The organism is Spirosoma arboris, assembly GCF_009754945.1.
Taxonomy (GTDB): domain Bacteria; phylum Bacteroidota; class Bacteroidia; order Cytophagales; family Spirosomataceae; genus Spirosoma; species Spirosoma arboris.
Genome location: NZ_WPIN01000004.1, coordinates 56,737 through 76,053 on the forward strand (window position 1 = coordinate 56,737; position 19,317 = coordinate 76,053).

Here is a 19,317-nt window from a genome sequence, read left to right on the forward strand (position 1 = left end):
GAGCGTAATATTGTCAAATTATCCAATTAGTTTAGCGAAAAACCCTATACCAATGAAAAAAAGAACCTTTCTGAAATTATCCTCCGCATTAATGGCAACCCCTATATTAGCACCACTAACAAGTTGGGCAGCAGACGATAAACTCAAAAACTGGGCTGGTAATTACCAGTATAGCACTGATAAATTATACAAAGCCAAGTCGATTCCGCAGGTTCAGGAACTTGTCAAAAAATACAGTAAACTGAAAGTACTCGGCACACGCCACTGCTTTAACGGCATTGCCGACAGCACGAATAATCTTATTTCTCTGGGCGAGATGGATGATGTTATCTCGCTGGATACCAAAGCTCATACCGTGACGGTTGACGCCACTATGAAGTATGGCCAATTGGCTCCTTATCTTGATAAAAAAGGATTTGCGTTACATAATCTGGCTTCGTTACCCCATATTTCTATTGCCGGTGCCTGTGCCACGGCTACGCATGGTTCGGGCGTGAAAAATGGTAACCTTTCGACAGCGGTTGCCGCTATGGAAATCGTTACGGCCAAAGGTGAAATCCGCACATTATCGCGGGCTAAAGACGGTGAGCAATTCAGGGCAGCAGTTGTTCATTTAGGTGCTCTGGGCGTCGTTACCAAAGTCACGCTGGATATTCAGCCGACGTTTATGATGCGACAGGATGTTTATGAAAACCTGCCACTAGCCCAACTTCAGCAACACTTCGAAGCCATTGTGTCGAGTGGCTACAGCGTGAGTTTGTTCACTGATTGGCAAAAGAAGCGTATCAACGAAGTCTGGATAAAAAGTCGAATTGAAAAAGGAAAGACGTTCGACGCCAAACCTGAATTTTATGGGGCAAAACGTGCCACGAAAAATCTTCACCCCATTGCCGAATTGTCTGCTGTCAATTGTACAGAGCAAATGGGTGTGCCTGGTCCCTGGTACGAACGCTTACCGCACTTCCGTATGGGCTTTACACCTAGCAGTGGCAAGGAGTTACAATCGGAATATTTCGTTCCGCGTAAGAACGCAGTCGAGGCTATTCTGGCAGTTGAAAAACTGAACGCTCACATCAGTCCGCATTTGATGATTACTGAACTGCGCACCATTGACGGCGATAATTTCTGGATGAGTCCTTGTTACAAGCAGCCAAGCTTAGCTATTCACTTTACCTGGAAACAGGATTGGGCTTCGGTAAAGAAAGTATTGCCGATGATTGAGAAAGAGTTGGCCCCATTCAACGCCCGTCCGCATTGGGGAAAGCTGTTTACATTGGCTCCCAAACAATTGCAGTCGCGCTACGAAAAATTGCCGGAGTTTAAACAGTTAATGAAGGAATATGACCCGCAGGGGAAATTCCGTAATGCGTTTCTGGATACGAATCTATTCGGGGCGTAAGCTTTTTTGTCATGCTGACGAAGGAAGCATCTTAAAGTGTCCTAACAATTAACGAAAGACGCTTTAAGATGCTTCCTTCGTCAGCATGACAAAAACAAACTATTTTACAGCGCGAACCACCGAATCAACACTCCGCCAATAACCGCTCCAACCAATGGGCCTACAACGGGTATCCAGGCGTAACTCCAGTCAGACGAGCCTTTTCCGGGGATTGGGAGTAACGCATGTGCCAGACGTGGACTGAAATCGCGGGCGGGACTCATGGCGTAACCCGTTGTGCCACCCAATGAGAGCCCGATACTCCAGACTAAAATGCCTACTAAATAAGGGCCAACGCCAATCGCTAATTCGCCCAGGTTTTTAGAAGAGATGCCTGCTAAGCCAAGGATAAGCACTAACGTAGCAAGTGCTTCACTCAGGAAATTGGAACTCGTATTACGAATGGCTGGGCCTGTAGCAAAACAAGCCAGCTTAGCTTCTGGATCGGGAGTAGCGGCCCAATGGGGGAGATACTGCAACCAGACCAATGTAGCACCCAGAAATGCCCCAATCAGTTGTGCTGTGATATAGGGCACCATATGACTATAATCGTTGGTGGCTACGGCGAAAGCTACTGTAACAGCAGGATTCAAGTGAGCATCAGTACTTCCGAAGGCTTTCGAAACAAACACGCCCATCGTTACCGCAAAGGCCCATCCTGCTGTAATAACAATCCAACCCGACGATTCACCTTTGGTCTGCTTTAGAACCACATTGGCTACTACACCATCGCCCAGCAGAATGAGCACCATTGTACCGATTAATTCACCAAGGAAAGGAGAGGTTTGCATGAGAAATAAATAGTCGTTAATCGACAGTTATTCATCAAAATCAGTTACCAAAAACCACTTACTGACTATCGATGTATACCTGTTGACTAACGACCTGATTCAAGGTTTAGGAATAGTTTGTGCGAATTAAGTCATATTTTTGGCCCCATTCCAAACTCCAGCAAAGAATTCTCATTTTTGTCATTTATTCATTCGCTCTATATACGTCATGAAAAGTATCATTTTTGAAAAAACAGGGAAACCCACCGATATTCTCAAACCCATAGACGTACCAATGCCTGAGCCCGGCCCCAATGAAGTCCGAGTAAAAGTTATTGCGTCGCCCATTAACCCATCCGATATTATGTTCGTACAGAATCTGTACGGAATCCGGCCTCAGTTGCCATCGGGTGCAGGTTTCGAAGGCGTGGGCATTATAGATGCACTGGGCGAAGGCGTTCAGATGCGAACTGGTATGCGGGTTAGTTTTACGAGCATTGGCACCTGGTCGGAGTACGCGATTGCGCACCACCGTAGCCTAATTCCGGTACCCGACGCAATGTCGGACGAGATAGCTGCTCAATTGTTTGTTAACCCATTCACTGCCTTCGCTATGGTGCAGGATGCAAAGGTACCCGAAGGTGGTTGGCTGATGCTAACGGCTGCCGGTTCTGCATTTGGGAAAATGGTCATTCAGTTGTGTAAAATGCGAGGTATCAAGACGATTGGTACGGTCCGGCGCAACGATCTTAACGAGGAGTTGAAAGCACTGGGTTTAACCGAAGTGGTCAACGTAGAAACAGAAAATCTGTCGGCTCGTGTCAAACAGATCACAGAAGGTGCTGGTGTGGCTTGTGTATTGGACTCTGTTGGCGGGCACACGGCTTCCGAAGCTCTGAAATGCCTGGGCAAGGGTGGTACCATGCTTATTTATGGTGTACTGAGTTTGCAGGACCCTACGATTAACGCGGGATTACTTATATTCAGAGAGTTGACAGTCAGAGGATTCTGGCTGACTGACTGGATGCGTCGAGTGGACAGCCATACCCGGCAGGAAGTTGCCCAGAATGTGATTAGTTTGCTGGCGTCAGGAGCTATTCAACTACCGGTTGAAGCTTCCTATTCACTCGACCAAATTACCGAAGCCGTCGATCATGCTGAACGTCATGGCCGATGGGGGAAAATTCTGGTGAAGCCTTTTTAGGTATATTGATAAAACGATTTACGTTGTCGGGTAGTTAGATTACTGGTGCTTTGGATCAGTTTGCCCGCGATTATTCGATTCATTATCAAACAAATCGCGGGTTTCCACCCGCGTTACGTCTATCATACCGAAGGCTTCCTTATCTTTGAAACAATATCTGGGGAAAGCCATGCGTTTGTTCCAGTAACGACCGCAGGTCTAACCTCACTCACTTACCCGACTCGTTCGTATGCTCTTGCTTCAGGTTCCGGCTGTTGATACTACAGCCGCATCGCTGTCGGCCACGGCGGCTGCTCAACCCCAATCGTTGCAACTATTTGATCTGGTAGCCAAAGGCGGCTGGGTAATGGTACCGATTGCATTTTTGTTCTTTGCTACTCTTTACCTGATTTTTGAGCGTTATTTCGTTATTCGCTCCCAAACCAAAACGGATGCTAATTTCATCGATAACATCCGTGATATGATTGCACAGGGCAACATCAAATCGGCAGAGTCGTTCGCCAAGAACCAGCGAACGTCTATGGGCCGTGTATTCGAAAAGGCAATTGGTCGGATTGGGTCGCCCATTCGGGAGATCGAAAGTACAGTTGAAACGGTTGGCCAAATTGAATTGTCGCGCCTGGAGCGTAATATGGGTTACTTAGGAATTATCGCTGGTATTGCGCCGATGATGGGTTTTATTGGTACTATATCCGGTATTATTCGTATTTTCTATGATATTTCATTGTCCGACAACATTAGCGTTGGGATCATCGCCGGAGGGCTATACGAAAAAATGATTACGTCGGGGGCAGGTCTGATTGTGGGCGTTATTGCCTATACGGGCTATCACTTGCTAAACATGATGATCGAGCGGTTTACCCTCTCGCTCGAAGTGAATGCCTTTGAGTTTATCGAAGTTCTCCAGAAACCAACGACTGAACCCGCCCGGATGCGCTAATTTCAACAACCGACCGAGACGGTCGGTACTACAGTATGAAACTCCGTCGAAAAAATAAATTTGCTGCCGAAGTCGCGACGTCCTCGCTGAACGACATCATGTTTTTCCTGCTGTTGTTCTTCCTGATCATCTCGACGGTTGCCAATCCAAACGTAATTAAACTGCTTTTACCCAAAGCTGCGGCATCGCAACAATTGAGTAAGAAGCAGGTAACGTTATCCGTTGACGAAAAGAAACAATACTTTATCGACAAAAAACCGGTTGATCCCGCCAATCTGGAAACCGAACTGAAAACTATCATGGCCGGTATTGCAGAACCAACTGTTGTTGTCCGTTTCGATAAAACCTTAACCGTGCAGGATTTAGTTGATGTGCTTCAAACAGGTGCCAAACTGAATATTAAAATGGTAATGGCCACGTCGAAATAAACCGGGATTTGGCAGATTTAAGGATTTGTAGGATTTTGTTGGGCTAGTGCTTCTTGCACTGGCTTTTTGTTGATTTAAAATCAATTTTGTCGCCTTAGTGGTTGTATAGCACAAAACTCAACCACTCATGATAGCTGACTATACCGAAGCCCCCGTTTGCCATGTGGATGATCTTGTCGATGGTGAATTGAAGGAAGTTCGCGTAGGCGATACCGACGTATTACTGGCGCGCGCTGATGGACAATATTATGCTCTGTTTCCTAAATGTTCTCACTATCAGGGCCCTTTGGTAAAAGGCTTGCTTAATGGGCATCGGCTTGTTTGTCCGTGGCATAATGCCTGTTTCGATATTAGAAATGGCCACCGGTTAGAAGCACCGGCTTTAAATGGCTTGCCTACACATGAGGTGCGGATTGAGAATGATCAGGTGTTTGTACGGCTGACTACGGATCAGGAGAGTCTGGAAAACCCAATGTCTGCGCCAGACGAAACGAATACCGAAACTTATGTTATCGTTGGCAGCGGAGGAGCGGGAGCCTTTGCCGCCGAGGGTATGCGTGAAGGCGGTTTTACAGGTAAAATCATAATGCTGACCGAAAGCAGCGAAGCGCCTTATGATCGCCCAAACTGCTCGAAAGATTACCTGCAAGGCAAAGCACCTGACGAATGGATGCCGTTACGTTCCGATGAATTTTATAAAGACTATGGCATCGAAATTCGTACGGGCCAGCTTGTAACGTCGCTTGATCCAACTGAGAAACGTATCGAACTGGCTTCTGGTGAAACAATTACTTACGATAAGGCACTGCTCTGTTCAGGAGGAAAGCCAAATGTATTGCCAGGTTTAGATGCTGATCTCAAAGGGATTTACTCTCTTCGCAGCTTGCACGATAGCCAGACCTTACGTGAGTTAGGCAAAGAGGGCAAGCGTGTGGTCATTATTGGTAGCTCATTTATTGGCTTGGAAGGGGCTATGAGTCTCCGCAAACTGGGCAGTGAAATCGACGTGGTTGGTTTGGAAAAGGTCCCTTTCGGGAAAATTCTCGGCGAAAAAATCGGTCATGTTATACAGGGTTGGCACGAAAAAGAAGGCATTCGGTTTCATCTCGGCCGAAAAGTAGATTATATAGAAGGGGAAGGTACAGTTAACGCAGTTATTCTTGATAATGGTGAACGGATTCCGGCTGATTTTGTACTGTTGGGCCTGGGTGTTAAACCGCGTACTGATTTTTTGAAAGGCGTTTTACTAGAGAAAGATGGTGGCGTTAAAACGGACAACTACCTGAAGGTTACTAATGGCCTATACGCGGCTGGTGACATTGCACATTACCCTGTTACTGATGGCTTTCAACGGATTGAGCACTGGAAAGTAGCTGGTCAGCAAGGACATGTGGTTGGTTTGACAATGGCAGGTAAAAATGAGCCTTACGAGGTTATACCGTTTTTCTGGAGCAATCAGCAGGGTAGGCGAATCAATTATGTGGGTCATGCAACTAAGATTGACGACATAATTTACGACGGTGATCCCGAAAAAGACGATGCGTTCCTGGCGCTCTACATTCAGGATGGCCAGATCAAAGCTGCGGCCGGGCTTAAACGAGATCAAGACATCATAGCCATTCGGGAATTGATGCACGAAGGCCGGATGCCATCGATAGAAACGATTAGAAACGGGTTAAAATGGGTTAAGGAGTTGAAAAAAGCCTGATTCCTCCGAAACGTGTTTACCTTTGTAACCTGACCGTGCGAAATCCGGTTTGGTTATGACGCATCAACTTATACTTAAAAAGCCGCTCGCGTTTTTCGATCTCGAAACAACGGGCGTCAATATTGCCAAAGATCGCATCATTGACATCTGCGTAATTAAAGCCCTTCCTGGTGGTGAAGTTGTCAGTAAAACTCAGCGTGTTCATCCGGGTATGCCCATACCACTGGAGTCGAGCCTGATTCATGGCATTTACGACGACGATGTAAAAGACGCTCCGCCATTTAAATCGGTTGCCCGAATGCTGGGCCAGTTTATGGATGGTTGCGACCTGGCGGGTTTCAACTGCAACCGATTCGATGTACCGCTTTTGGTGGAGGAGTTTCTACGCGCCAATGTAGATTTCGATATGAAAAATCGGCGTCTGGTGGATGCCCAGCGCATTTTTCATCTCATGGAACCTCGCAATCTTTCAGCGGCTTACAAATTTTATTGCAATAAAGAATTAATCGGTGCTCATGGTGCCGAAGTGGATACGATTGCCACGCTCGAAGTACTCAATGCGCAGGTACAGCGATACATGGGTATGGTTGCCAAAGCAGATAGTGGGCAGGATGTTATTTTCGAGAACGATGTCGATATGCTCCATAGCCTGACCGCTAACACCAATGTTGACCTCGCGGGACGAATCATTCTCAACGATAAAGGCGAAGAAGTTTTTAATTTCGGCAAGCATAAGGGTTTTCCTGTTCTGGAGGTACTCAAGAAAGAACCTTCATTCTACGACTGGATATTGAAAGGTGAATTTCCACTCGATACCAAACGTCGATTGACCGAAATCAGGCTTCGGATGTTCAGTAATGGCAATGGAAGGAAGTAAAAGTGTGATTCTTACACTTACCTTGCCTCGCCAAATTTGAGCAAGCCCGAATAATCTTTACATTTGCGACACTTTCTATTAACCGGCAAGCCATGCAACCCACGCAGGACGTCCTCATTCCGGAAGTCATTCAGCAAATACCGCTCACCTATTACCTGATTCTCAGCACCGCGCTGTTTGTTATTGGAATCATTGGTGTATTGACCCGGCGTAACGCCATCATCATTTTCATGTCCATTGAGTTAATGCTCAATGCGGTCAACCTGCTTCTTATCGCTTTTTCGTCGTATCGATCAGATTCGTCGGGGCAGGTATTCGTCTTTTTCATTATGGCCGTTGCTGCCGCTGAAGTATCAGTCGGGCTGGCCATTATTGTTATGATTTACCGCAATACCCGCTCCATCGACGTAGGATTGCTTAATAAATTGAAATGGTAAAATAAGTCGCTGGTTGTCAGTTAAAATAGGCTGACGAACTCTACGACTGTTGACTATTGACAAACGACCAATGAAAATAGAATTACTCTGCGCCCTAATTCCGCTGTTTCCACTGATTGGCTTTTTGATTAACGGCCTCGGTTTTCGTCGGGTACCAACGGGCCTGGCTGGGGCAATAGCCACCGTAGCAGTTCTGGCCTCCTTTGTATTATCAATTTCTTTATTCAGTTCCTTTTCGGGAGATGCTCAACCAATAGTCGCTACACTGTTCGACTGGATTAGCGTTGGTGATCTGCACATCAATTTCTCGTTTCAGATTGACCAGCTGTCGTTGCTGATGTTGCTGGTTGTAACGGGCGTTGGTTCACTGATTCACCTGTACAGCATTGGCTACATGAGTCATGATGAAGGATTTGGTAAGTTCATGGCCTTCCTGAACTTGTTTATTTTCTTCATGCTTCTGCTGGTGATGGGGTCCAACTACGTCATTATGTTCATTGGCTGGGAAGGCGTAGGGTTATGTTCATACCTGCTCATTGGCTTCTGGAATAAGAATACGAACTACAACAATGCCGCCCGCAAAGCGTTCGTCATGAACCGTATTGGTGACCTGGGCTTTCTGTTGGGCATATTCATGCTTATTAATACGTTCGGTACGGTTGAATATCTTGACGTCTTCAAACAAGCTACGAGTCTGGAGGTGGGTGATAAAACGGTTCTGGCTATTACCCTTCTGCTATTTGTCGGCGCTATGGGTAAATCAGCACAGATTCCTCTGTATACCTGGCTCCCTGACGCTATGGCCGGCCCAACACCAGTTTCGGCCCTGATTCACGCAGCTACAATGGTGACCGCTGGTATTTACATGGTCGTTCGTTCGAATGTGTTGTATACCTTATCGCCACTAACGCTCGAAATTGTTGGTGGAATTGCCATTGCCACAGCGCTGTTGGCCGCTTCCATCGGGCTTCTGCAAAACGACATCAAAAAAGTACTGGCCTACTCGACGGTTTCGCAGTTGGGCTATATGTTCCTCGGTCTGAGCGCGACAGCCTACACCGCGGGTATGTTTCACGTTATTACTCACGCGTTCTTCAAAGCGTTGTTGTTTCTCGGGGCCGGTAGCGTTATCCACGCCATGTCTGATGAGCAGGATATTCGTAAAATGGGTGGCCTACGAAAAGCACTACCCGTTACGTTTATCACTTTTTTAATTGGTACGATTGCCATTTCAGGCTTGCCCCCATTTGCCGGCTTCTTCTCGAAAGACGAAATTCTGGCGCACGTGTTTGAACACAACAAACTGCTCTGGGCATTAGGTGTTCTGGGTTCTGGCCTGACATCGTTCTACATGTTCCGTCTGTTGTTCCTGACATTCTTTGGCGAGTTCCGGGGAACTGAAGAACAAAAGCATCATCTGCATGAGTCGCCTGTTACAATGACCGCACCGTTAGTGGTGCTGGCAATCTTATCTGCCGTTGGTGGAGCGCTCAATCTGCCTGGTGATGGTTGGCTGAGTCATTTTATGGCTCCCTTATTTGAAGGCTCACGTCAGGTTAACCCAGAAGCCTTTGCCGAATCGACCATTGAGCATAGCACAGAATATATCCTGATGGCCGTATCGGCGGGCGTTGCTTTAATCGCTCTGGTCATTGCTTATGTCATGTACATCAGCCGGGGTGCTGTTCCTGCCCCTGAAACATCTGAGCGATCCTTGCCAGAGCAAGTCGTTTATAACAAATACTACGTTGATGAGCTGTACGAAGCGATTATCATCCGCCCAATTCGCGGATTGGGAGATGCATTGTATAGTTTTGGAGAAGGTCTTATCGACGGTATTGTGAATGGTGTGGCCTGGTTAGTACAGAAAAGCGCAGCGCAGTTGCGGTTGTTACAGAGTGGCTCGATTGGCTTCTACGTTCTGGCGATGGTTGTGAGTATCGTTGTCATTTTTGCCCTGCGATTTTTCATTCGATTGTAATTAAATCCAACAGATTCGCGATACATCACCCATCGTAATCGTCCTCGGTATATGCTTACATTATTTCTGATTTTGTTTCCTGTCGTAGCAGCTACCCTGCTCCTGATAATTCAGGGAGAAAAAACAAAGCAGGTGGCTTTGGTAGCTGCACTGATCGAACTGGCACTTGCAGGATACGCCTTTGTTGGATTTAAACCCGATGCCAGCTCACAATTCGGTTTCGACTACGCCTGGATTAGCTCGTTGGGCATTCGATTTAGCGCAGGCATCGACGGAATCAGTGTGTTACTGGTATTGTTGACCGGGTTGCTGGTTCCATTTATCATACTTTCCACATTCAACAGAGATTACCCTCGTCCTTCGCTGTTCTACGCATTGATGCTGTATATGCAGGCAGCCTTAGTGGGCGTGTTCACTGCTCGTGATGGTTTTCTCTTTTATTTCTTCTTCGAAGCAGCCCTGATTCCAATTTACTTCCTGGCTGCTATGTGGGGTGGAGCTAATCGAATTCCGGTTACCTTCAAGTTCTTTGTTTATACGATCTTTGGTAGCCTCTTTATGCTGCTTGCACTGGTGTATTTATATTACCAGACGCCTGCAACAGCCACATCGGCGCACTCGGCAGCTATTGTCGACTTTTATAAGCTTAACCTGACTCCCGAAGCGGAAACCTGGGTTTTCTGGGCGTTTTTCATCGCCTTCGCTATTAAAATGCCCGTGTTTCCGTTCCACACCTGGCAACCTGATACCTACGTTGAATCGCCAACGCCAGCCACGATGCTCCTGGCTGGAATTATGCTCAAAATGGGCGTTTATGGGTTGATTCGTTTTATTCTTCCTATTGTTCCGCTGGGTGTTGAAACCTGGGGAAAAACAGCCGTTATTCTGTCGGTTATTGGCATTATTTACGGGTCGATCATTGCTATCCGTCAGCGCGATATGAAACGGCTTATTGCTTATTCATCGTTTTCGCACGTTGGCCTGATGGCGGCTGGTGTGTTCTCTCAAACCGAAACTGGTATGCAGGGCGCATTGGTACAGATGCTGGCACACGGTATTAACGTAGTGGGAATGTTCTTCGTTGCCGATGTGATTTTCTCCCGTACCAAAACCAATCAACTCGACCAACTAGGCGGTATCACCCAAACAACGCCTAAACTGACGGTCTTCTTCCTGATTATGCTGCTGGGCAGTGTGGCGCTGCCGCTTACTAATGGCTTCATTGGCGAATTCCTGTTATTGCATGGTGTCTTTACCTACAATAATTATCTGGGTTTAGCCGCTGGATTTACCATTATTTTAGGTGCCGTTTATATGCTTCGCATGTTCCAGAAAAGCATGTTTGGTCCGACTTCATCCCGTACTGAGTCATTTGCTGATCTAACCAGTTCCGAAAGCTGGGTATTTATTCCGCTGGTCGTACTTGTTTTCTGGATAGGCATTTACCCGCATTCATTTTTGAAAGTAACCGAACCTGCTGTTGCCAATATGATGAAGTATATCGGCACAACGGCTGTATCTATGAAGTAAAGCTGTCAGTCGATAGTGGTTAGTCGGTAGTAAATGACTGGCCACTCTTAACTAACGACTCTTGACTATTGACTAATCACTGAAGTTATGCTCCCCATTGTTCTGTTATCGGTTTTTGGCATCGCTCTCCTGTTCCTTGGCTTCCTGAAGTCGAAGGCTGTGCTATTACCAGCTGCGCTATTGTTTCTGATCATCACCTTGGGAGTTAACTTCCTCGATTGGAACAAAACGTATCTGTATTTCAATGATATGCTGCGGACAAATAACCTGTCAATGGTTTTTACCGCCATTATGCTGGGATCTGCATTTATGGTAGTGGCTTTGTCGAGTAGCTTTATTAATGACGAGTCGGCTCAACCAGCCGAATACTACGCGCTTATTCTGTTTTCGCTAGTGGGGGCCGTTATGATGGTTAGCTTCGAAAACCTGATTATGCTATTTGTGGGGGTTGAAATTTTGTCAGTAGCCATGTATGTACTCACCGGCAGCGACAAAAAGAATCTACGCTCAAACGAAGCCGCGCTGAAGTATTTTTTGATGGGGGCGTTCGCCACAGGTATCATGTTATTTGGGATGGCCTTACTCTATGGTGCGACGGGTTCATTTACCATTGCTGGCCTTGCTGCTTATACAGATCATCCACAAACAGGACTTTCTTTACTGATTTACGTTGGCCTTCTAATGTTATTGATCGGGCTGCTATTCAAAGTGTCAGCAGCTCCCTTCCATTTCTGGACCCCTGATGTATACGATGGTGCTCCAACTATTTTCACTGCGTTTATGTCGACTGTAGTGAAGACGGCTGGTTTCGCAGCTTTGTTCCGATTATTGTCTGTTTCATTTGGTGGCGTTTATACATTCTGGTGGACCATTTTGGCCATTATTACAGCACTCACGCTTGTCGCCGGAAATATTACTGCTGTTTATCAGACAAGCTTTAAGCGGATGATGGCTTACTCCAGCATTTCGCACGCAGGTTATCTGCTTATTGGTTTATCCTCCTTAGGCACACAAACGAAACAAGCTATTGTATTTTATTCGCTGGCTTATTCCGTTGCTACGATCGCGGCTTTTGGTGTACTGATACTAGTATCTCAGCAACGTAGTACACAAACAATAACGAGTGAGGGCATATTAACCGAGAACTTTGATGCCTTCAACGGGCTGGCCAGACAAAATCCGCTTTTAGGCTTTGCGATGACTGTTTCGATGCTTTCTCTTGCAGGTATTCCACTGACAGCGGGTTTTTGGGGGAAATTCTACATGTTTTCGACCGCCGTCGAACGTGGCCAAATCTGGTTGCTGGTTGTAGCTGTGCTGATGTCAGCAGTTGGTATTTACTATTACTTCCGGGTCATCATTGCTATGTACTTCCGGGATGGAGCAACAGAGCCAATTCGCGTTGCGCCCTTCTTTCAATATGTGTTATTGGGGGCTATTATCCTAACGATAGGGCTAGGTATCGCACCAGGTTTACTACAGGGCCTTTTCTAATTAGTAAACCACTCTTGCCAAGACCGTATCCTAACTAATAATGGCTGATAGCATAGACCTTTGCTATCCACTTTGTATTTTTGAGAAATTTATCAACCCGATAAACGATAAAATTAACGAATTTCGCCCGGTAACATAGTGAACGTGAGTAGTATACAGCAGCCAAAATCAAAAGAATACAAAGACTTCTTCTCGTTCTTTTTAACGGCTGTACTGGGTGCATCCATTAACTTTGTCAGCCAGATTTTTTACCGGAAATTCTTTGATTTTGATACAAGTGTCTTCTGCGGTTATCTGACTGCAACCGTGCTGACGTTTATTCCAACGAAGCGATATGCCTTTTCCGCTAAAGATACAGGCAACACAGGACGTGAGGCTATTAAGTTCCTGGGGATTGCTGTAGTTGCGCTTGTCGTACAGGTTTATGTTGCCAAGTACACGTTAGAGTGGATTGCCACCCCCTTGTTTCCAAACGTGCATGAACTCTGGCGAGAAAAAGGTTCACATGTTGCTGGAATGGGAATGAGTTTCTTAGCGAACTATTTTGGTCATAAACTATTGACTTTCCGGAGTACAGGCTTTTATGATAAACTTCTTTCGCGCTCATCGAAGGAACAGGAAGGAAATCTATAGAGAATAAACTCTGATTAATTCAATTTCAAATAGGACTTTTTGATGTGAGAAGTACACTGACATAAATTTATTGAAGGGTATTATTGCATTCACTAAGAAAAAAGTATATTTGTGGCTGAGAACCTAAAATATCACTGAGAAGGTAATGAAAAAAGTTATCGCTTTACTGTTCGTTGGTAGCATGCTGACATTCGCTGCTTGCCAAAGCAAACCTAAGACAGAAGAAACCACCACGGATTCAACTGCAACTATGTCAACTGACACCACTACGATGGCTACGGATTCTGCATCGACGATGGTAGCAGATTCAGCTGCTGCTGACACGACGAAGAAATAATTTTCTTCGCGCAAGAATTTAAAAAGCCTTATTTTTATAAGGCTTTTTTGTTTTTAAGACGTTGACAGACGTATTCACTACACATGTTCCTCCGATGGCTATCGAGTACTGCCATCAACTGTTGCAGCACTATAAATTTCGCTTCCGAATTGTAAAGCCCCGCCGAACACGTCTGGGGGACTTTCGAGTGCTGCCACATAATCAGACCCAGATTACGGTCAATACGAATTTAAATCTTTACGCATTTCTAATTACCTATGTGCATGAAGTAGCTCATGCCGCTGTGCATCAACAAGGTGTGATGCAGCGTAGAGTAAGACGAGTGAAACCACATGGTAAAGCCTGGCAAACAGCCTTTCAGCAACTTATGCAACCGTTATTGATTGAGGCTGTTTTCCCAACAACCATACTACGTCCACTTCAGCACTATATGGCCAAGCCTGGTGCCACAACATATGCAAATCCGTCGCTAATGACAGCATTGCGGCAATTTGATGACAATCCAAAAGAGGTTATTGATGAGGATCGAGTGTTACTTCGAGATGTATCGGAGGGGGAGGCTTTTCAATTAGCTCAAAAGACCTATGTACGAGGTACGTTGCGAAGGACTCGCGTCGTTTGTAAGGAAGTAGCTTCGGGGAAATCGTACGCAATTCTGGCTCATGCCTGGGTTTCAATAATGAGCAATGATGAATGATAAATGCAAGATAAAACACAGCTTACAAAGATGGGGAAAGCAAACTGGCGGAAAATGGCCGTTCGTGTTACTCATCATTCATCATTTATTAGTTATCATTTCTTCTTCGAAAGCCCAGTCTGTATTGCGTGAGGGCATATGGGTGAAGATTGGTGTTACAGAGTCTGGTGTTTATCGACTCACCCAAGCCCAATTGGTTCAATTTAATCCCGCTTTTGCTACCATCGACCCGAGACGACTGAAGCTCTATGGCAATGGTGGAGCGACATTACCGCAGCCCAATGCAACGGCTCGACCAGCAGACTTAGTCGAAAATGCAATCCAGGTATCGGGTGAAGCCGATGGGCGGTTCGATGCAGGTGATGCGCTGCTGTTTTTCGGGCAAAGCCCTCATGTGGTGCGTTATGATTCAACGACTAAGCGCTTCACGCACCAAATTAATCCCTACACTGACACAACCTTTTATTTTCTGACAATCGGGAGCTCCAATGGCTTGCGCATCGCTGATCGCCCGGCTGGTTCATTAGGGGCCACACCTTCTGTTACCACTTTTGATGATTATCAATTCCATGAACTGGATTTGTTGAAGCTTCCGGCTGTACGATCTGGACGGGAATGGCTCGGCGAATATCTGACTACCGATACAACCAAAGTTGTTTCGTTTGATGTACCAGGAGTTGTAGCTAATACACCGGTTAGGCTAGCAGCGTCAGTTGTGGCTGGGGCTACCATATCTACCCAATTTAGAGTTCAACTCAATGATCAGTTGGTGGGAACAATGCCCATGACATCCATTTCTGGTTATGAATATGACTACCAGGGTATAGCTCGGGCAGACACCTTTCTAACTAAACTAACAACTGCCGACAGTCCAATCCGGCTTGCCATTACATTTCGGAAAAACGGTTTGTATTCAGCGCAAGGCTATCTGAATTACTTGTCAGCACAGTTTCGGCGTGAACTTCGTCAGTATGATAAGCCAACATGGGTACGTCGATTATCCGCTGGTCAGTATACTATAAAGCAGGCTACTACTAGTTTGCGCGTGTGGGATGTAACGAATCCGCTCGCGCCTATATCACAGACTTATACCCTTTCATCTGCGCAGGAGGCTGGCTGGATAACTACTCGAACTAGTGACTATTTTTTATTCACAGATGCGCAACTTTTATCACCAGTAGCATTGGTAACAGTCGCCAATCAGGACTTGCATAGTCAGAATACACCAGATTTGATAATAGTAAGTCCGGCTGCCTGGTTGGACCAGGCGGAGCGATTGGCTAAATTTAGGCGTGAACACGACCAGTTATCTGTTCTGGTTGTGACAACCCAACAGGTTTATAATGAATTTGGATCAGGACAAGCCGATCCAACGGCCATTCGGGATATGGCTCGCTACTTTTACCAGAAGCAACCCGCTAAACTTCGATATCTGCTGCTTTTCGGCGATGCTACTTATGACTATCGGAACATTTCGAGCCAACTTAGTTTGACCCAATTGGCCAACATGGTTCCCGTGTACGAAAGTCGGGAATCATTACATCCGGTTTTGAGCTACTCATCCGACGATTATTTCGGATTTATGGACACCAACGAAGGCGAATGGCCAGAGACGGGAACAGGCGATTATCTGTTAGACATCGGTGTAGGGCGATTACCCGTAAAATCGTTGGATGAAGCTCGAACAATGGTCGATAAGCTCATTCGATATAGTTCAGACGCATCGTTAATAGGCGATTGGCAAACACGGGTTATGCTTATTGCTGACGATGGTGACTATAACATTCACCAGCAGGACGCTGACCTGCTGGCCAGAAATATTGAAAAAATTGGGCCTGCCTATCGGCCAGAACGGGTATTTCTGGACGATTACCCGCAGGAAAATACGTCGGATGGTCAGAAAGCACCGGTTGTCAATCAGCTTATCAACCAGGCAGTTACTGATGGGCGACTCATTATCAATTACAGTGGACATGGGGGCGTAATAGGTCTTGCTGATGAACAAGTGGTAACCCTTCAGGATATTCTTTCCTGGAAAAATGGCCGACTCCCTTTATTTGTGACAGCTACCTGCCAGTTCGGACGATATGACGATCCTAATGTTAATTCAGGCGCGGAGTTGACCCTGTTAAGTCGAACAGGCGGAGGCATTGGCCTCTTAACGACGACCCGACCCGTTTATGCAAACACGAATCTGCTTTTAAATGAAGCATTCTACAATACTGTTTTTACGCCAACTAATGGCCAAATGCCTCGTTTAGGTGATGTGATGCGGGGTACAAAAAATAATAGTTTAAGTGGTCCCGTTAATAGGAACTTCGCGCTTCTGGGTGATCCATCCATGCAACTAGCGTATCCGCAGGCACAGGCAGTACTTACGCAGGTAAACGGCAAGACTGTGACAACTGCCCGTCAGGATACGCTTAAAGCTTTACAAACAGTTGAATTAACGGGCGAAATTCGTCAGCAAACCCAACGATTAGCCGATTTTACGGGTACTCTTCGGTTATCACTATACGATAAAGCAATAACTCATACGACACTTGGGTCTGAAGCTGGGAGTCCTAAAATGACTTATCAGGCGTTTAGTAACCCGATCTTTACGGGTCAGGTACCTGTACAGCAAGGCCGGTTTGTTGTCCGCTTTACAATACCGAAAGATATTGATTATACGGTCGGGCTTGGTAAACTGTACTTATATGCAGTAAAATCGGATAGTTTATTAGAGGCAAACGGGAGTTATGATAGCTTACTGATAGGTGGCAGCGTTTTTGCTGACAGTATTGATACACAACCACCCGTGGTGAAACTAGCTATATTGGGAGGGACTACTACAGGCGATATTGTTCATTGCGTTGGGCCAGATATTTCCTTGATTATCAGTCTTTCAGATAATCGAGGGATAAATATTGCCCGATCAGGTCTAGGGCATGAGTTGACAGCCCAATTGGATAATCAATCAGCAGTTGTATTAAATGAAAGTTATGTTGCCAATAGCTCTGACGGGCGCCAGGGAGAAGCACAATATACCTTTCGAAATGTAGCACCAGGCACCTATACGATTTGGGTCAAAGCGTGGGACATTAACAATAATTCCAGCGAGGGCGCGTTGACCATAGTAGTTTCTGAGCGGCCAGGCTTAGCTTTGCGGGTGTTGCAGGCGAATCCAAATCCGGTAGTTGCTCAAACAACGCTAACGGCTGAACTCAATCGTTCGGGCGAACCACTTGACTGGACGTTGGGTATATATGATCTCAATAGTCGATTGCTCAACCAGCAAACCGGTCAGTGTACCAACTGCGATGCTATAGTAAATGTTGGCGTATGGAACGGTCTGACAGACTCTGGACAGCCGGTATCAAATGGCCTATATATTATCCGACTGGAAATTCGTTCGGCAAGTGATGGCTCAACAACCATTGGCACTAGCCGAATTGTACTAACAAAATGATTTAAAAAGACTTAAAATCATCTCATTTTTTCTAATCCAACGATTCATTGTAATTTTGACCACACAGTACTGCCATTCTCACCATAACCAGTTGCTGTCGTTGACCAACTCTCTTTGTATGAAGCGCAATTTTTTCCGTGTTCTTCTCGGCGTTTGTTTTTGTTTTCCTTTCGTCGTATCTGCTCAAACTACTCTTAACGGCACACCGCTAAATGTCCCAACATCATCGGTTCCCTTTCTAAACTTTACGCCCGATGCTCGTTCGGGTGCATTGGGAGAAGCAGGGGTAGCGCTTGGTGATGTCGATGCCAACGCTGTTTTCTGGAATCCGTCGAAATTAGTCTTTGCCAAGCAGAGCTCTGGCGGCTCAATTTCATACACACCTTGGTTGCGAAACCTAATTGGTGACATGTATTATACGTACCTGAGTGGCTATGGAAAAGTAGGTAAAAACTCTGTCGTCTCTGGTTCGTTGATGTATTTCGACCTGGGAACGGTTGATTTCACAACAGCACAAGGCGTAGCAGCTGGTACATTTAATTCCAGGGAGTATGCAATTACGGCTTCGTTTGCGCAGCGGCTTTCGCAAAATTTTTCACTTGCCGTCGACCTTAAGTACCTGAACTCTAACCTTGCAGCAGGCGGAGCTAACGTAGGTCTTAAGCCGGGGACAACTGCAGCTGCCGACATTAGTGCCTATTACCATAATGAAGCACGAGATAATGCGACAGGCAAAGGTGTTGGCTGGGCATTTGGGGGAATGATTTCGAATCTTGGTGGCCGGATCAACTACGGTGGAACCCAAAGCTACTTTATCCCGACTAACCTCCGCTTGGGAACCAGCCTTACCTTATACGCAGACCAATACAATAAATTTAATTTTGTATTGGACGCTAATAAACTAATGGTGCCAACTCCAAACGTTGTGAATGGTGTCAACCTGAATGCCAATAAAAATTATTTCGATTCGGTATTTGGTTCGTTTGCCGATGCACCCGGCGGGTTTAGCGAAGAATTAAAAGAAATCACGATATCGACCGGTGTAGAATATTGGTATAACGACCAGTTTGCCGCCCGTATTGGTTATTTTAATGAATCGAACGAGAAGGGAGGGCGTAAGTACGTTACAACCGGTATCGGACTTCGGCTCCAGCAGCGATTTGGCATTGACTTCTCTTATCTGGTTCCAATAAAGCAAGGCAGCCCATTAGCAGATACTTTCCGGATTTCATTATTGTTGAACTTTAATAAAGGAAATCGGGTAGGCGACGACGAAGCCGTAACAGACGATTCTAACTAAAATCAAAGAACGAAAGAGCGAACGAGTGCAAGAGTGAAAAACCATCCGGTTTGGTTCGCTCTTGCACTCGTTCGCTCTTTCGTTCTTTCACT

General features: G+C 45.9%; 17 protein-coding genes. 15 read left to right on the forward strand and 2 right to left on the reverse strand.

Going from position 1 to position 19,317, the window contains the following annotated elements:
• Positions 1–52: 52 nt before the first annotated feature.
• Positions 53–1,399, forward strand: a complete 1,347-nt coding sequence (locus GO755_RS11475; protein WP_157584905.1) for a D-arabinono-1,4-lactone oxidase — start codon at positions 53–55, stop codon at positions 1,397–1,399.
• A 104-nt stretch (positions 1,400–1,503) separates the two neighbouring features.
• Here the strand turns inward: GO755_RS11475 and GO755_RS11480 are convergent, their stop codons facing one another.
• A complete protein-coding gene (locus tag GO755_RS11480; protein WP_157584906.1) occupies positions 1,504–2,229 on the reverse strand; it encodes an MIP/aquaporin family protein in 726 nt (241 codons plus the stop codon).
• Between the two features lie 208 nt (positions 2,230–2,437).
• Here GO755_RS11480 and GO755_RS11485 point away from each other — a divergent pair, with 208 nt between their 5' ends.
• Complete coding sequence (locus GO755_RS11485) at positions 2,438–3,412, forward strand: zinc-dependent alcohol dehydrogenase family protein (protein WP_157584907.1); 975 nt, start codon at positions 2,438–2,440, stop codon at positions 3,410–3,412.
• 39 nt (positions 3,413–3,451) lie between these two features.
• Here the strand turns inward: GO755_RS11485 and GO755_RS41820 are convergent, their stop codons facing one another.
• Entirely contained in the window at positions 3,452–3,583 is a 132-nt protein-coding gene (locus GO755_RS41820; protein ID WP_262886996.1) for a hypothetical protein, read from the reverse strand.
• Between the two features lie 58 nt (positions 3,584–3,641).
• Between GO755_RS41820 and GO755_RS11490 the strand changes: the two genes are divergently transcribed.
• The 13 genes from GO755_RS11490 to porV all read left to right on the forward strand — a co-directional run bounded on the left by GO755_RS11490 (position 3,642) and on the right by porV (position 19,225).
• Complete coding sequence (locus tag GO755_RS11490) at positions 3,642–4,352, forward strand: MotA/TolQ/ExbB proton channel family protein (protein WP_157584908.1); 711 nt, start codon at positions 3,642–3,644, stop codon at positions 4,350–4,352.
• A 35-nt stretch (positions 4,353–4,387) separates the two neighbouring features.
• Positions 4,388–4,780, forward strand: coding sequence for an ExbD/TolR family protein (locus tag GO755_RS11495; RefSeq protein WP_157584909.1), 393 nt, complete (start codon positions 4,388–4,390; stop codon positions 4,778–4,780).
• 127 nt (positions 4,781–4,907) lie between these two features.
• Positions 4,908–6,488 (forward strand): FAD-dependent oxidoreductase, encoded by a 1,581-nt coding sequence (locus GO755_RS11500; RefSeq protein ID WP_157584910.1) that lies wholly within the window; start codon positions 4,908–4,910, stop codon positions 6,486–6,488.
• Positions 6,489–6,543: 55 nt separating this feature from the next.
• Complete coding sequence (locus tag GO755_RS11505) at positions 6,544–7,365, forward strand: 3'-5' exonuclease (protein ID WP_157584911.1); 822 nt, start codon at positions 6,544–6,546, stop codon at positions 7,363–7,365.
• Positions 7,366–7,457: 92 nt separating this feature from the next.
• On the forward strand, positions 7,458–7,802 hold the full coding sequence (gene nuoK, locus GO755_RS11510) for an NADH-quinone oxidoreductase subunit NuoK (protein WP_046577146.1): 345 nt from the start codon (positions 7,458–7,460) through the stop codon (positions 7,800–7,802).
• Between the two features lie 70 nt (positions 7,803–7,872).
• Positions 7,873–9,783 carry an NADH-quinone oxidoreductase subunit L gene (gene nuoL, locus GO755_RS11515; protein ID WP_157584912.1) on the forward strand — a complete coding sequence of 637 codons (1,911 nt, stop codon included), beginning with the start codon at positions 7,873–7,875 and terminating at the stop codon, positions 9,781–9,783.
• 51 nt (positions 9,784–9,834) lie between these two features.
• On the forward strand, positions 9,835–11,313 hold the full coding sequence (locus GO755_RS11520) for a complex I subunit 4 family protein (protein ID WP_157584913.1): 1,479 nt from the start codon (positions 9,835–9,837) through the stop codon (positions 11,311–11,313).
• An 87-nt stretch (positions 11,314–11,400) separates the two neighbouring features.
• Entirely contained in the window at positions 11,401–12,807 is a 1,407-nt protein-coding gene (locus GO755_RS11525) for an NADH-quinone oxidoreductase subunit N (RefSeq protein ID WP_157584914.1), read from the forward strand.
• A 138-nt stretch (positions 12,808–12,945) separates the two neighbouring features.
• Positions 12,946–13,440 carry a GtrA family protein gene (locus GO755_RS11530; protein ID WP_317165843.1) on the forward strand — a complete coding sequence of 165 codons (495 nt, stop codon included), beginning with the start codon at positions 12,946–12,948 and terminating at the stop codon, positions 13,438–13,440.
• A gap of 145 nt (positions 13,441–13,585) precedes the next feature.
• Positions 13,586–13,777: a hypothetical protein gene (locus tag GO755_RS11535; protein ID WP_157584915.1), complete on the forward strand. Its 192-nt coding sequence runs from the start codon at positions 13,586–13,588 to the stop codon at positions 13,775–13,777.
• Positions 13,778–13,871: 94 nt separating this feature from the next.
• Positions 13,872–14,474 (forward strand): SprT-like domain-containing protein, encoded by a 603-nt coding sequence (locus tag GO755_RS11540; protein ID WP_157584916.1) that lies wholly within the window; start codon positions 13,872–13,874, stop codon positions 14,472–14,474.
• Complete coding sequence (gene porU, locus GO755_RS11545) at positions 14,464–17,925, forward strand: type IX secretion system sortase PorU (RefSeq protein WP_317165844.1); 3,462 nt, start codon at positions 14,464–14,466, stop codon at positions 17,923–17,925. The genes GO755_RS11540 and porU overlap by 11 nt, the downstream gene beginning before the upstream one ends.
• 118 nt (positions 17,926–18,043) lie before the next feature.
• Positions 18,044–19,225 carry a type IX secretion system outer membrane channel protein PorV gene (gene porV / locus GO755_RS11550; protein ID WP_157584917.1) on the forward strand — a complete coding sequence of 394 codons (1,182 nt, stop codon included), beginning with the start codon at positions 18,044–18,046 and terminating at the stop codon, positions 19,223–19,225.
• Positions 19,226–19,317: the final 92 nt, after the last annotated feature.

Bases quoted from the DNA above. Each gene is read 5' to 3' on its own strand.
- GO755_RS11475 (WP_157584905.1), top strand. From the start codon at position 53: ATGAAAAAAAGAACCTTTCTGAAATTATCCTCCGCATTAATGGCAACC.
- GO755_RS11480 (WP_157584906.1), bottom strand. From the start codon at position 2,229: ATGCAAACCTCTCCTTTCCTTGGTGAATTAATCGGTACAATGGTGCTC.
- GO755_RS11485 (WP_157584907.1), top strand. From the start codon at position 2,438: ATGAAAAGTATCATTTTTGAAAAAACAGGGAAACCCACCGATATTCTC.
- GO755_RS41820 (WP_262886996.1), bottom strand. From the start codon at position 3,583: ATGGCTTTCCCCAGATATTGTTTCAAAGATAAGGAAGCCTTCGGTATG.
- GO755_RS11490 (WP_157584908.1), top strand. From the start codon at position 3,642: ATGCTCTTGCTTCAGGTTCCGGCTGTTGATACTACAGCCGCATCGCTG.
- GO755_RS11495 (WP_157584909.1), top strand. From the start codon at position 4,388: ATGAAACTCCGTCGAAAAAATAAATTTGCTGCCGAAGTCGCGACGTCC.
- GO755_RS11500 (WP_157584910.1), top strand. From the start codon at position 4,908: ATGATAGCTGACTATACCGAAGCCCCCGTTTGCCATGTGGATGATCTT.
- GO755_RS11505 (WP_157584911.1), top strand. From the start codon at position 6,544: ATGACGCATCAACTTATACTTAAAAAGCCGCTCGCGTTTTTCGATCTC.
- nuoK (WP_046577146.1), top strand. From the start codon at position 7,458: ATGCAACCCACGCAGGACGTCCTCATTCCGGAAGTCATTCAGCAAATA.
- nuoL (WP_157584912.1), top strand. From the start codon at position 7,873: ATGAAAATAGAATTACTCTGCGCCCTAATTCCGCTGTTTCCACTGATT.
- GO755_RS11520 (WP_157584913.1), top strand. From the start codon at position 9,835: ATGCTTACATTATTTCTGATTTTGTTTCCTGTCGTAGCAGCTACCCTG.
- GO755_RS11525 (WP_157584914.1), top strand. From the start codon at position 11,401: ATGCTCCCCATTGTTCTGTTATCGGTTTTTGGCATCGCTCTCCTGTTC.
- GO755_RS11535 (WP_157584915.1), top strand. From the start codon at position 13,586: ATGAAAAAAGTTATCGCTTTACTGTTCGTTGGTAGCATGCTGACATTC.
- GO755_RS11540 (WP_157584916.1), top strand. From the start codon at position 13,872: ATGGCTATCGAGTACTGCCATCAACTGTTGCAGCACTATAAATTTCGC.
- porU (WP_317165844.1), top strand. From the start codon at position 14,464: ATGATGAATGATAAATGCAAGATAAAACACAGCTTACAAAGATGGGGA.
- porV (WP_157584917.1), top strand. From the start codon at position 18,044: ATGAAGCGCAATTTTTTCCGTGTTCTTCTCGGCGTTTGTTTTTGTTTT.